At 35.5% G+C, this 12,777-nt stretch carries 15 protein-coding genes, 1 tRNA gene and 3 pseudogenes; 10 read left to right on the forward strand and 9 right to left on the reverse strand.

The window, feature by feature from the left end:
* Position 1: 1 nt before the first annotated feature.
* Together OM966_RS07450 and rsfS are read right to left on the reverse strand one after the other, a co-directional pair.
* Positions 2–256, reverse strand: coding sequence for a hypothetical protein (locus tag OM966_RS07450; RefSeq protein ID WP_410540651.1), 255 nt, complete (start codon positions 254–256; stop codon positions 2–4).
* On the reverse strand, positions 247–573 hold the full coding sequence (gene rsfS, locus OM966_RS03145; RefSeq protein ID WP_264329034.1) for a ribosome silencing factor: 327 nt from the start codon (positions 571–573) through the stop codon (positions 247–249). Before rsfS ends, OM966_RS07450 begins: the two co-directional genes overlap by 10 nt.
* A 181-nt stretch (positions 574–754) precedes the next feature.
* Between rsfS and OM966_RS03150 the strand changes: the two genes are divergently transcribed.
* The 4 genes from OM966_RS03150 to OM966_RS03165 are packed head-to-tail and all read left to right on the forward strand — an operon-like array spanning position 755 to position 2,656.
* Positions 755–1,027: an ATP-binding protein gene (locus OM966_RS03150; protein WP_264328781.1), complete on the forward strand. Its 273-nt coding sequence runs from the start codon at positions 755–757 to the stop codon at positions 1,025–1,027.
* 49 nt (positions 1,028–1,076) lie between these two features.
* The gene (locus OM966_RS03155; RefSeq protein WP_264328782.1) at positions 1,077–1,373 is read left to right on the forward strand and encodes a hypothetical protein; all 297 of its coding nucleotides are present in this window, start codon (positions 1,077–1,079) and stop codon (positions 1,371–1,373) included.
* A complete protein-coding gene (locus tag OM966_RS03160) occupies positions 1,366–1,851 on the forward strand; it encodes an RNA pyrophosphohydrolase (protein ID WP_264328783.1) in 486 nt (161 codons plus the stop codon). The genes OM966_RS03155 and OM966_RS03160 overlap by 8 nt, the downstream gene beginning before the upstream one ends.
* Positions 1,852–1,867: 16 nt before the next feature.
* Positions 1,868–2,656: a TatD family hydrolase gene (locus tag OM966_RS03165; protein WP_264329035.1), complete on the forward strand. Its 789-nt coding sequence runs from the start codon at positions 1,868–1,870 to the stop codon at positions 2,654–2,656.
* On the opposite strand, the gene mdh is transcribed toward OM966_RS03165, so the two are convergent.
* The 6 genes and pseudogenes from mdh to OM966_RS03195 form a co-directional block, all read right to left on the reverse strand.
* Positions 2,651–3,613: a malate dehydrogenase gene (gene mdh, locus OM966_RS03170; protein WP_264328784.1), complete on the reverse strand. Its 963-nt coding sequence runs from the start codon at positions 3,611–3,613 to the stop codon at positions 2,651–2,653. The two genes, OM966_RS03165 and mdh, sit on opposite strands and share 6 nt — an antisense overlap.
* 3 nt (positions 3,614–3,616) lie before the next feature.
* A complete protein-coding gene (locus tag OM966_RS03175; RefSeq protein ID WP_264328785.1) occupies positions 3,617–4,189 on the reverse strand; it encodes an NADH-quinone oxidoreductase subunit C in 573 nt (190 codons plus the stop codon).
* Positions 4,182–4,697 (reverse strand): NuoB/complex I 20 kDa subunit family protein, encoded by a 516-nt coding sequence (locus OM966_RS03180; RefSeq protein ID WP_264328786.1) that lies wholly within the window; start codon positions 4,695–4,697, stop codon positions 4,182–4,184. The genes OM966_RS03175 and OM966_RS03180 overlap by 8 nt, the downstream gene beginning before the upstream one ends.
* 3 nt (positions 4,698–4,700) lie before the next feature.
* Positions 4,701–5,054 carry an NADH-quinone oxidoreductase subunit A gene (ndhC, locus tag OM966_RS03185; RefSeq protein WP_264328787.1) on the reverse strand — a complete coding sequence of 118 codons (354 nt, stop codon included), beginning with the start codon at positions 5,052–5,054 and terminating at the stop codon, positions 4,701–4,703.
* A gap of 18 nt (positions 5,055–5,072) precedes the next feature.
* Positions 5,073–5,445, reverse strand: a pseudogene (locus OM966_RS03190) (HIT domain-containing protein).
* 85 nt (positions 5,446–5,530) lie between these two features.
* Positions 5,531–5,893 (reverse strand): hypothetical protein, encoded by a 363-nt coding sequence (locus OM966_RS03195; protein WP_264328788.1) that lies wholly within the window; start codon positions 5,891–5,893, stop codon positions 5,531–5,533.
* 706 nt (positions 5,894–6,599) lie between these two features.
* Between OM966_RS03195 and OM966_RS03200 the strand changes: the two are divergent.
* The 4 genes and pseudogenes from OM966_RS03200 to OM966_RS03220 all read left to right on the forward strand — a co-directional run bounded on the left by OM966_RS03200 (position 6,600) and on the right by OM966_RS03220 (position 9,012).
* Positions 6,600–7,982: pseudogene (locus OM966_RS03200) on the forward strand (UDP-N-acetylmuramoyl-tripeptide--D-alanyl-D-alanine ligase).
* Between the two features lie 52 nt (positions 7,983–8,034).
* Positions 8,035–8,406, forward strand: a complete 372-nt coding sequence (locus OM966_RS03210; protein ID WP_264328791.1) for an NAD-dependent epimerase/dehydratase family protein — start codon at positions 8,035–8,037, stop codon at positions 8,404–8,406.
* A gap of 14 nt (positions 8,407–8,420) precedes the next feature.
* On the forward strand, positions 8,421–8,591 hold the full coding sequence (locus OM966_RS03215; protein WP_264328792.1) for a sugar nucleotide-binding protein: 171 nt from the start codon (positions 8,421–8,423) through the stop codon (positions 8,589–8,591).
* Positions 8,563–9,012, forward strand: a complete 450-nt coding sequence (locus OM966_RS03220; RefSeq protein ID WP_264328793.1) for a Rossmann-fold NAD(P)-binding domain-containing protein — start codon at positions 8,563–8,565, stop codon at positions 9,010–9,012. Before OM966_RS03215 ends, OM966_RS03220 begins: the two co-directional genes overlap by 29 nt.
* On the opposite strand, the gene OM966_RS03225 is transcribed toward OM966_RS03220, so the two are convergent.
* Positions 9,001–9,074 (reverse strand) — tRNA-Arg (locus tag OM966_RS03225). The genes OM966_RS03220 and OM966_RS03225 overlap by 12 nt on opposite strands.
* A 747-nt stretch (positions 9,075–9,821) precedes the next feature.
* Between OM966_RS03225 and OM966_RS03230 the strand changes: the two are divergent.
* A pseudogene (locus tag OM966_RS03230) lies at positions 9,822–9,978 on the forward strand (transposase); the annotation flags it as partial.
* 120 nt (positions 9,979–10,098) lie between these two features.
* Positions 10,099–12,762: an ATP-dependent chaperone ClpB gene (clpB, locus tag OM966_RS03235; protein WP_264328794.1), complete on the forward strand. Its 2,664-nt coding sequence runs from the start codon at positions 10,099–10,101 to the stop codon at positions 12,760–12,762.
* The last annotated feature ends 15 nt before the right edge of the window (positions 12,763–12,777 follow it).

Consider the following 12,777-nt stretch of genomic DNA (forward strand, 5'->3'; position numbering starts at 1 on the left):
TTTATAAACCCCAGTCTATCCTGTCATTAATGCCGAAGGTAACCCTAATAGGGAAAGATGTCATCCCAGTGCCCAGACACTGGGATCCAGAAAACTTAATTATAAACAAGCACACTATACAACGTTTTCGATGAAATTGCATGAAAAACTGGATTCCAGTGTCAAGCACTGGAATGACACCACCTGTGCAGGAGTTGCCTTCAAAATTACAACGTTTGTGCAGTTGTGCACCAGCTATCCAGGCAATCAGTTCCATAACTCTTCTATTTTATAATACTCCCTTACTTCTGACCTGAATATGTGAACCATTATGCCTTGAAAATTCAAAATCACCCAATTGCCTTCATCCATACCTTCTACATCTATTTTATCATGTCGCTCGAGACTTTTTATTACGTGTTCAGCTAACGCTTTCACATGGCGACTTGAATCACCAGATGCAATAATCATATATTTTGCAATAATGGTTCTATTCTGCACATCGAGAGTAACTATATCGTTACCTTTATTTTGATCTATTATACTTACAATCATGCTTTTTATTGATTCTGTATCACTGGATACACTAGTCATCATCTTAAATTATTTAATTTACTTATAATTATACACTCAAAATCTCTAAATATGAACTATTTTCAACGCGACTGTTCGTTAAAAAGGTATTACCTGCATCTATTTTATTATCATGTTTTTAGCATGTACAATGTATATACTTTTATATATAATTGAAAATAGCTTTCTACTAGTATTCATTATGGACAAGACTCTCATCTACTTAATCGGCTTTCCAGGCAGTGGTAAGTTTACTATTGCAAAGGAACTGTGTAAAATCATTGATGCAGTAATAGTAAGCAATAATCTACTCAATAATATTATATTTGATATTGTTAAATTGCAGGATGCTGAAGTTCCAGATGAACTATGGGAAAAAATTTTTGCAGTTAGGGAAAATGTATTAGCAATACTAGAAAAACACCACATAAAATCAAAACATTATATATTTACAAATGAATTGATAGAGGGGTGACCCCTATGATCAGAGAATATACAACTCTGTGGTAAATTTAAGTAAAAAAATGGATATGGAGATTCTTCCTGTAGTGTTACATTATAATGATGAAGAACTAGCAAGGCGTATTCACTCAAAGGAGAGATGCCGGAAAAATAAAATTATTGATTCGGATTTTGTTATGAAAAGAATTGAAGGGAAAAGGCTATTTATACCGGAAGGTACACTTGAAATTGATAACTCAAACTTAAGTGCAAAGGAAGTTGCAAAGAAAATTGTTGAAGAGATGAAGGAAGAAAAAAATGGAAAATTAATTAAAACTTCTGTAACAAATCATTTAAAAACAGAGCGTACTCGTGGTTGAGCAGCAAGATAAGTATCGTCCTTGTGTTGGCATAATGCTATTTAACAGACAAGGACATGCCTTTATTGGAAAACGCTTTGATAGCGACTCTTACTGGCAGATGCCGCAAGGAGGTGTTGATGATGGTGAGGAACTGGAACAAGCAGCGTTACGTGAGTTGCTAGAGGAAGTTGGTACTAATAAAGTAAAGGTTATAACTAAAAGCAAGGATTGGATATACTACAACTTGCCTGAAGAAGTTATACCAAAGTGCTGGAATGGGAAATATTCTGGTCAAAAGCAAAGGTGGTTCTTAATGAAATTTTATGGAGAGGATAAGGATATTGATATTAATTATACTGATCATCCAGAGTTCAAAGAGTGGCGTTGGCAAAGTATGGATGATTTAGTAGCCAATGCTATATCATTTAAAAAAGAAGTTTATAAGACAGTGATAGAAGAGTTTTCTTCTACAATAAAAACTTCTATTATTGAGTAAAATTTACAATAAGCTCATGATAGTAGATTCTCATTGCCACTTGATTTATTTTTCCGATGATGAAATACCAAAAGTAATTTCAAGGGCAGAGCAAAATGGTGTAAAAATTTTGCATAACATATGCGTAAGCATTGATGATATCCCTAAATTATTAAAAATTTCCTCATCCTACGATCAAGTCTACTTCTCTGTTGGTATACATCCACTTGATGCTGCTATAGAAAACGGTGAGTGTATACATGCTGATGAATTAGTTGAATTTACTAAGAATCAAAAGGTAATTAGTATCGGTGAAACCGGGTTAGATTTTTATAAATCTGACAACAAAGACAATCAGAAAAAAAGTTTTGCATCACACATAGAAGCAGCAAGAATAACAGGGTTACCTTTAGTTATTCACACTAGGAGTGCTGATAGTGAGATGATCGATATGTTAAAGTCAGAAATGAAAACCTGTGCTTTTAGTGGAGTAATGCACTGCTTTGCTTCCTCTAAAGAGCTTGCTTATCAATCTATAGATTTAGGGTTATATATTTCATTTTCTGGAATCATTACTTTTAAAAATGCGAGCTTACTCAGAGGAATTGCACAAGGTGTACCACGCGAACGTGTTTTGGTTGAAACTGATGCACCGTATCTATCACCTGAGCCTTACAGAGGAAAAAAGAACGAACCAGCAATGGTAAAATATGTTGTGGATTGTTTGGCAGAGTTATGGAATGAGTCACCCGACAAAGTAGCAGAAATAACCACAAGCAACTTTTTTAGGCTGTTTACGAAACTTGACTACAAGGAAATTCTATAAAACCATTGATTTGCTTATGAGCCTAAATAGTTCTTTCACTGCATTCACAGATTTATCGAACATTTCTCGTTCACTATTATCCATCTTAACTTCTAGGACCTTTTCAACTCCATTTTTTCCAATAATTACAGGAACACCAATAAACAAATCTTTTACACCATATTCACCATTAAGGTAAGCAGCACATGGTAATATACACCTTTTATCTTTTAAATATGACTCTAACATGCATATAGCTGAAGATGCAGGAGCGTAGTATGCAGATCCAGACTTAAGCAGATCAACTATTTCTTTACCGCCATTGCGAGTGCGTTCAACTATTTCATCAACTTTTTTCTGCGTAATGAGACCCATACCGATAACTTGGGTAAGTGGAATGCCAGCGATAGAAGTGCAATTAATGAGTGGAACCATAGTGTCACCATGTCCTCCAAGCACAAAAGCAGATATATCTTCAACTGAAATATTTAATTCACTTGCAAGAAAATAACGGAAACGGGAAGAATCAAGCACTCCTGCCATTCCAACAACCATATTAGCTGGAAGGTTTGAAAATTTATGCACCACTGAAACCATGGCATCCAAAGGGTTGGTAACCACTATTACAAACGCATTTGGAGAATACTTCTTAATATTTTCACCAACCTCCTTCATTACTTTAGCATTGGTTTGCAGGAGGTCATCCCTGCTCATTCCAGGTTTTCTAGCAATGCCTGCTGTTATGATGATTGCATCAGAATTTTCTATATCTTTGTATTGATTAGTTCCAGTTAAACCAGAATTAAATTCATCAATAGGGGATGATTCTACTATGTCGAGTGCTTTACCTTGCGGTATTCCATCACTAATATCAAGTAAAACAACATTGCCGAGTTCCCTTAGTGCAATCATATGGGCAAGAGTTCCACCGATATTTCCTGCACCGATTAAAGATATTTTTTTTCTTTGTACTGTCATTTTCTACTCCTTTGTATTTACTTTTATGGTTTTACCTTCCCAAGGTGATAGGCTATCAAGCATACGAAAATCTTGCGATAAATCTATAGGATTATATACAACCTTTTTTGCCTCTATATCGTATCTTACTTCCTCATAACCAGTGAGAGGGAAATCTTTTAACATTGGATGACCTTTGAATCCATAGTCTGTTAGAATCCTACGCAAATCAGGGTGATCAGAGAATTCTATTCCATACATATCAAACACTTCACGCTCAAACCACGAAGCTGTGCTAAATACCTTTGCTATGCTTGGAGGCATATCGCCCTCATATAATTGAAGTTTTATGTGTACTCTAATATTATGCACAATGCTGAGTAAATTGTACACTAACTCAAAGCGCTTTTCTCGATCTGGATAGTCAACCCCAAAAATATCAACTAATAGTTCAAACCTACACTTTTCATCATCACGTAGAAAGGATAGGTGCTTTTCAATTTCATCTAAAGTTGAATATATTACAATAATGCCATCATCTTTTTGAATGCACTCACACTTGGTCTTTTTTTGTATATGCCTTGCAGTTTTATCCATGCTTTATATTCTGAGTTCGTTTTATTTTGTTTTGTAGGCATAGCATTCCATATAGCAACGCCTCAGCGGTTGGTGGGCATCCAGGGACATACACGTCAACTGGCACAATTCTATCACAGCCTCGGACTACTGAATAAGAATAATGGTAATAACCACCACCATTTGCACAACTTCCCATAGAAATAACATACTTTGGGTCTGCCATTTGATCATAAACCTTGCGCAATGCTGCTGCCATTTTATTAGTTAGTGTGCCAGCAACAATCATCACATCTGATTGACGTGGGCTTGCACGAAACATTATGCCATATCTATCAAGATCATAACGGCTGGATGCAGTATGCATCATCTCAACTGCACAACATGCAAGACCAAATGTCATTGGCCACAATGAACCAGACCTTGCCCAATTCATTACATAATCTATTAAATCACCAAATTTAGTAACAAGAAACCCTTCTTTTTTATAACGACCCCAGTTATCATTAGATAGAATTTGATTTGTCATAAACTACTCCCACTCTAATGCACCTTTACACCATTCATAGATAAAACCTATAGTGAGTATTGCAAGAAATACCATCATAGACCAAAATCCACCATAGCTTATCTTAAATAAAGAAACAGCCCAAGGAAAAAGAAAAGCGATTTCTAAGTCAAATATTATAAATAATATTGAAACTAGGTAAAATTTAATGTCAAAATTTTTTCTTGCACTGGATAGTGGATTGAAGCCACACTCATATGTGGAAAGTTTTTCACCATCTGGCTTACTCACTGCAAGAAACATAGGCAATATACCTAAAGCAAAAGATACTACAATTGATACGCAGATAAAGATTACTATGGTTAGATATTCGCTCATTTAACAAAACATATAACACTATGAGTTTACATGCTTTCCTAACTTTTTACCACCTAAAATATGCACGTGAAAGTGTGGTACAACCTGCTCTCCATTTTCACCGTAGTTAGTGACTAATCTATATCCTGTTTTTTCTAAATTATATTTATGTGCTATTTCTCTCTGACAATTTTGAAAAAACTTACTATCTCCTCTTCAGAAGCTTTTAGAATAAAATCATCGTATGAAATATATTGATTTTTTGGTATAACTAAAATGTGAACTGGTGCGTCAGGGTACTTATCACGAAAAAGCTAGTACATTTTCATTTTCATGTACCTTCTCACAAGGTAACTCACCTCTTAATATTTGAGCAAAAGATGTTATTGCTATCATAAACTTCATTGCTCATATTTTAAGAGCGACCTTTCCCTCTTCCTTTATTTCTTTCTACATCAGGCGTAGATAGTGGTTTTATTACTTCACCAGAGACATCTTCAAAATTCAAAAAAGTACTCTCCCAATCCTTCTGCTTGCTTTTTGATATCTCGTTCTGATAACTGCATATTTTTTATAGGAGAAATAGCTTCTTTACTTTTACCAAAAGGAAACTCGTTAGGATTAGTAATGTTAAAAGATTTTACTAATTCATCTGTACTTGTAACAGTTTCTGAAGACTGCCCTGGTGACTCTCCAGTTTGTGCTGGCCTTAGAGTTTTTGATGGTTTGTTCTGGTTATCATATTCTCGATACAATTTTTCTGCAATACCATTCAGCAATTTTAAGTCTGTATGAATTTTAAATTCTCCACCAGTAATTCCTGCCAGCTTCTTAAGGTCTTCGTCAACTTTTATTAGCAATTCCTTTAAGAACAAGCTCTTCTATTTCTTTCTCGCTCTTGCCTTTATTATCAGGATTAGTTTTAATAGTGTTAGCTATTTCCCTCAACGTTAATTTCAATTACAATTTTGTTTTCTTCTCTAAAAATAGTTACATTCGGTAAAACCTACTTTTTATTTTACCCAATTGTTCATCGTTCAAATAAGGTATATCTCCCGTAAGAGTCCTTGATGCTAAAAAAGCTACCTTTCCTTTCCCTTTCTTTTGCTCTGATATTTCTACACCCAAGATTCTCACTAGCTTGTGTGGTTTCTATAGGTGGGTCATACTCTTCAAGTGGGTTGCCAATAATAGAACGCCCGCCATTTTTTTATGTCGTGCCGCATTTCATCCCAGGACTTAAACCAATTCTTTGGCCATATAGGGTATACTGCACCCTTGACTAGGACTTTTACACCTCTACCCAGAAAACTTCCTACTCCCGAAGCTGCATTACCAACTTTAGCTAGTATAGAAGTAGATTTTTCATTTTTTCCCTGTTAACATACACACCCTCCAAGGTACTTTCTACAACATACCTAATTATAGACGAAAAAATTTAAACTTCTACATTCATTATAAGATAGAATTATAGGGATTGCAACCATTATTTGTACATTATCTAAAACATGTAGTATTTTCGCTACTTTTATTGTTCAATTTATTATAAAGAATACTCTCTAAATTATGTTTAAATGGAACACAAATAATATCATTGATGCAACTGGCGGAAGAGGCGTAAATGGTTGTAATTGGACACATAGCTCAAATATTTCAACGGACACAAGAAGCATAAAAAAAGGTGATTTATTTATTGCACTCAAGGGAAAGAATTTTGATGGCCATAATTTTTTGCATGAAGCGTTTTTAAAAGGGGCTGCCGCTGCAATAGTAAGTGAGGGTAAATATAAAAATTTCCCTCTCATTATTGTACAAGATACCCTGAAAGCTTTGCACGATATGGCATCATACTATATTAGAAATATTCTTGTTGATGCTAAAGTTATTGCAATTACAGGCAGTGTCGGGAAAACCACTACAAAGGATATGCTGCACACTGTTTTATCGCAATATGGAGTGTCCCATGCAAACGAAGGTAACTTAAATAATAATATAGGATTGCCTTTGACAATTCTAAAAGCTCCAAAAAACTGCCAGTACTTAATCCTTGAAATGGGAATGAATAAAGTTGGTGAAATAAAAGAATTATCAAAGATTAGTAATCCGAATATTGCAGTTATTACCAACATCGAACCTGCACATACTGAAAATTTTTCATCACTATTTGACGTTGCACAAGCGAAGTTAGAAATTCTGTATGGTACGAAAAATAACGGTACTTTGGTCTTGAACAGAGATAATAAATATTATGATTATCTCTCATCACGCGCCAATAGAAATGTAATAAGCCTCGGTAAAGATAAAAATGCTGAAGTTTGCTTACTAGACATAATAAGAAACGATGACGGGTTAAATTTAAAAATAAGACTAAATAATAATCAAACTATAAACTATAATTTACGTGTGCAAGGTGAGCATTTTGCTTATTCGCTACTTGCTGTTGCAGCAGTTGTGCAGAGCCTCGGACTTGATTTATCAAAATTACCACTTGCACTTAAGAATTTTAGTGTAACGAAAGGTAGAGGCAATATTCATAAGGTCAAAATACAATAGAAAATATATACATTTAATTGATGACTCCTATAACGCCAGCCCTACTTCGATGAAAAACTGCAATAAAAACTTTGAGTACATATTCTAATCAGAGGAAAAGTAGCTTTGCTTGGTGATATGTTGGAACTTGGTGATAAAAGCATAGAATTTTCATACAGATTTGGTTAAGATTGTCACAGAAAATAATATAGATAAAATTTATACAGCTGGTAAATTTATGTTTAGAGGTTGCATGAGCTTTTGCCAGATAATATAAGAGGCGCGCATTTTAATGATTCTAATCAATTGAAAAGTGATTTAGCTAACATTATTCAGAATAATGACGCAATTCTAGTTAAAGGCTCACGAGGAATGAAAATGGATCTTATTGTACGGGAATTCATAATAGAATATTAAGCAAAATCATTGTATTAATTTACAGTAACAACATTATTATGGAACTTTAATCGTGACAAAACGTGTAATTATTTTCGGTGGAACGGGGTTTATAGGGAAGCACATCGTAAGACGCTTAGCAGCAGAAGGATATTTAATAAAGATATTCACTCGTAATCAGGAAAAAAGCTGCTTGTTTAAAAATTGTGTGGCAATTTGGGACAAATATCAATATTTAAAGGCGATTTTTTTGATGAAAAAATCAGTTCTAGAGGGTATGGAAGAATGTGATGTAGCCATAAACTTAGTGGGAATATTATATGAAGCAAAAAAGCACGATTTTTACGCTGTTCACGTTAAAATAGCTGAAAGGATAGCAAAAGCTGCAAAAATGAAAAATGTACCTATGATGATACATTTTTTCCGCTATGGGAATAGAAAATAGCAAGTTGTCAAAATATGCCAAAAGTAAATTGGAAAGGTGAAAAAGCTGTAACTTCAGCATTTCAAGAAGCAATAATAATTAGGCCAAGCCTTGTATTTGGTAAAGAAGATAACTTCTTTAATAAATTTGCAAGATTAGCAACTGTTCTTCCCTTTTTTGCCGCTAATTGGCAATGGAACGACTAAATTTCAGCCAATATGTGTAACAGACTTAGCTGAAGTAGTATATCATATTATCAGTTTTAATAAGCAAGACAAGAAAATTTATAACATGGGTGGACCAAAGGTTTACTCTTTCAAAAGCTTATTGAAGTTTATTCTGAATGTTACTAACAGAAAGTGTTTGTTGATCAATGTATCTTTTCCAATGACAAAGTTAATAGCTTTCTTTTTAGAAAATAAAATTATTTCTATGCTGCTAAAACCAATAACCGGAGATACGAACCCTGTGCTTACTCAAGATCAGGTGAAAGTTATGATGAATAGCTCAATCGAAAAGTCAGCTGACCTTGAAACAATGAAGGTTCGACCATTAGCAATTGAAAATGTGGTGCCAGAATACTTGAAGATTTATAGAAAGTATTTGATAGAAGAGTGTGCCCGGTAGGGTTCGAACCTACGACCCACAGCTTAGAAGGCTGTTGCTCTATCCAGCTGAGCTACGGGCACACAATATATATAAAATGCTTCTTAGTACAAGTGAAGTCAAGTATTTCGTGTGAATATGATGTTTGTGGTAATATCTTACAACACCTTGTCATTGCAGTTGTGTGTCACGCGCTGCCGAAATTGGATGCGAGAAGTCCATTTATTTTAGAAAATATTATATAGAAAGTTGCTTGACAAACTCCGCCAGCCCCCTTATTATGACAATAATGGTATTTTATGACTCAAAACTTGTTTTTGACCTGCAGGCTCAATGACAAAATTCAGTAAAAAAACTCAGGGTATTTATTGGCGGATTACATAAAATTATAGCGGCTGCATGTTTTTTAAATTTTTTCTACATTCAGCCAAATCGCGCTTATTTTAAGCGTTAGCACATTATTACAGCGCCACTTACAGTAATATAGAGTCAAAACTCGCACCACGGGGCTTCTTTTGCCTTTTTTTTCGCTTGGTAAATTTCTTAAATATCTTCTTAAATTTTATAGCTAATCAGTACTGGGATGACATCATAGGGGCGCTGGAATGACACCCTGACAATCGTCATCCCGCTACTTGTTAGCGGGATCTAGAGATACCGCGGCGGTATGACGGTCTGCGGCAGTATGACGTAGGACTGCTGTCATTCCAGTGCTTGAAACTGGAATCCAGCTTCTATGCAACCTCATCAAAAACATTCATTTAGTATAAGATCAGCTACTTTCCATGCTAGTTTGCTTATAAACAAGCAAACTTTTCTGGATCCCAGTGACCTTTGTTGTATTGCCAAAGAGATGGGGTCGTTGAGCGCTCTTTTGCTTGGTTGGAAAAGTGTAGGCGGTTGTGGAAAAATTGCGAACGTAAACTCAATACCAGCTTGCAAATGATTGTCCTTTCCTTCATTTCTCTCCTATTACGAAGATTTTAAACAGGTTCTTAAGAAAGTTTTAAATTTTTGCAGACCATACCTAACAATAAGCAACTTTAGGGTTTAAATTTATGAAATTAGTTGTTATATACATCAGCAAATACGAGTTTAACTGGTGTTATGGACTTAAATAAATTTACCAAAAAAGCAAAAAGTCTAATTCAAAGTGCTCAGATGAAAGCGTTGGGAGCTGGGCATCAGATTTTTATGCCTGAGCATTTACTCAAAGTGATGCTTGAGGATGAATTAGGTTTAGTTCAGGATTTGATAAACGCTTGTGGTGGAAATGTGCAAAGTATTTCTGATGCTATGGATAGCGCAATAAAAAAGTTTCCAGTAGTTGAAGGTCCAGGAAGTGGTGGACTTCAACTTTCAAGAGAAATAGCAAAAGTTTTTGAAGATTCAATTGGTATTGCAAAGAGAAATAAAGATTCATTTGTTGCTGTTGAGCGTTTACTGCAGGGCCTCACTGCACAAAAAGATGATACTGTAGGCAAAATTCTGGCAGAGAATGGTGTTACACCGCAAAAATTAAATTCAGTTGTTACAGACATGAGGAAAGGTAGCAGTGCAGACTCGCCAAATAGTGAGGAAAAATTGAACGCTGCTAAGAGATATACAAAGGATATTACAGAGCTTGCTATGCAAGGAAAGCTTGATCCTGTAATTGGTCGTGATGAAGAGATCAGAAGAACTATGCAGGTATCACTGAGGCGGACAAAAAATAATCCAGTGCTGATAGGTGAACCTGGTGTTGGAAAAACTGCAATAGTCGAGGGGCTTGCAAACAGAATTGTTGCAAACGATGTGCCACTTGATTTGCGTGATGCAAAGGTTTTAGCTTTGGATCTTGGTGCATTAATCGCTGGAACGAAGTTTAGAGGAGAATTTGAAGAAAGGTTAAAAGCAGTGATTAATGAAATTTCAAAAACAGAGGGAAAAGTTATCTTGTTTATAGATGAGCTTCATACTTTAGTTGGAGCAGGAGCAATAAGTGGTGCAATGGATGCCTCGAATCTGCTGAAGCCTGCTCTTGCGCGTGGAGAAATTCGCTGTATAGGAGCCACAACTTTAGATGAATATCGTGAACATATAGAAAAAGATCCTGCACTTGCACGGCGTTTCCAGCCTGTGTTTATCTCTCAACCAACTGAAACTGATACCATTTCAATACTCAGGGGTTTGAAGGAAAGATATGAAGTGCATCATGGTATAAGAATTACAGACGGTGCAATAATTGCTGCTGCAACGTTGTCCAATAGATATATAACAGATAGGTTTTTACCTGATAAAGCAATTGATTTGATTGATGAAGCAGCAAGTAGGGTGAGAATTGAAATGGATAGCAAGCCTGAAGTTATTGATGAACTTGAGAGAAAGGTTATACAGCTAAAGATTGAAGCAGAAGCTCTAAAAAAAGAAAGTGATGAAAATTCTAAACAGCGTTTAAAAAAGATAAATGAAGAGATCGAAAATCTAAACAGTAAATTTGCTGACTTGAACAGCAAATGGCAGATGGAAAAGAATAAAATAGCTAGAATACAAGAAACAGTTGAAAAATTAGATAACGCCAGAAAAGAGCTGGAATTGGCTCAGCGGAGTGGAAATTTAGGAAAAGCAGGAGAGCTGATGTATGGTGTGATCCCTCAGCTTGAGAATGAATTAAAAAATCAGGAAAAGGTTACTGATAGTCTCTTAAAGAAAGAAGTGACTGGAGATGATATTGCAAACATTGTTTCAAAGTGGACAGGAATTCCAGTTGATAACATGATGCACAGCGAAAAGGAAAAACTTCTTAACATGGAGAATGAAATAGGAAGAAGAGTAATAGGGCAAAAAGGCGCGATAGAAGCAATAAGTAATGCAGTTAGGCGCTCTCGCTCTGGTGTGCAAGATACTAATCGACCTTTCGGTTCATTTTTATTCTTAGGCCCAACCGGGGTTGGAAAAACAGAACTGGCAAAAGCCCTTGCTGAATTTCTGTTTGACGATCAATCAGCGCTTTTGCGTTTTGATATGTCAGAATATATGGAAAAACATTCTGTTTCAAAGCTAATTGGCGCGCCTCCAGGGTATGTTGGCTATGAGCAAGGTGGCAGATTAACCGAAGCAGTAAGAAGAAGGCCATATCAGGTTATTCTGTTTGATGAAATAGAGAAGGCAAATCCAGATATATTTAATCTATTGCTGCAAATCTTGGATGAGGGTAGACTCACTGATAGTCATGGCAAATTAGTTGATTTTCGCAACACCATACTGATCTTAACTTCTAACCTTGGTGCAGAGATAATGCTTAAGGGAGTTACAGAAAATGAGACTCTACCTCCTGTCATCCAAGTAGCTGACACTGGGATACAGATGCAGATTCCAGCGTCACGCGCTGGAATGACATCGGAAGGAGGAGTTGCTAACTCTGTAAAAAGCGAAGTGATGCAAATAGTTAAATCAGCATTTCGTCCAGAATTTTTAAACAGGCTGGATGAAATTATTATATTCCACAGTTTAACCAGAGATGACATCTATAAAATTATAGATGTTCAATTTTCTTATTTACAAAAAACACTTGCTAAGCGTAAACTGAGTATAAGTTTATCGCAGGAAGCTAAAGAACTAATAGCACAAACTGGCTATGACCCTGAATATGGAGCAAGGCCCCTAAAAAGGGTTATACAAGAGTGTATTCAAAATAATTTAGCTAAATTAGTTTTATCAGGGGAAGTAGTAGAAAATGATGAGCTAATAGTGTACGCTCTTGATAATGAAATCTTAGTTAAAAAGGTTTAAGTTCACTGTGTATTT

Origin of the sequence: Wolbachia endosymbiont (group A) of Andrena hattorfiana (assembly GCF_947179565.1) — a bacterium.
GTDB lineage: Bacteria > Pseudomonadota > Alphaproteobacteria > Rickettsiales > Anaplasmataceae > Wolbachia.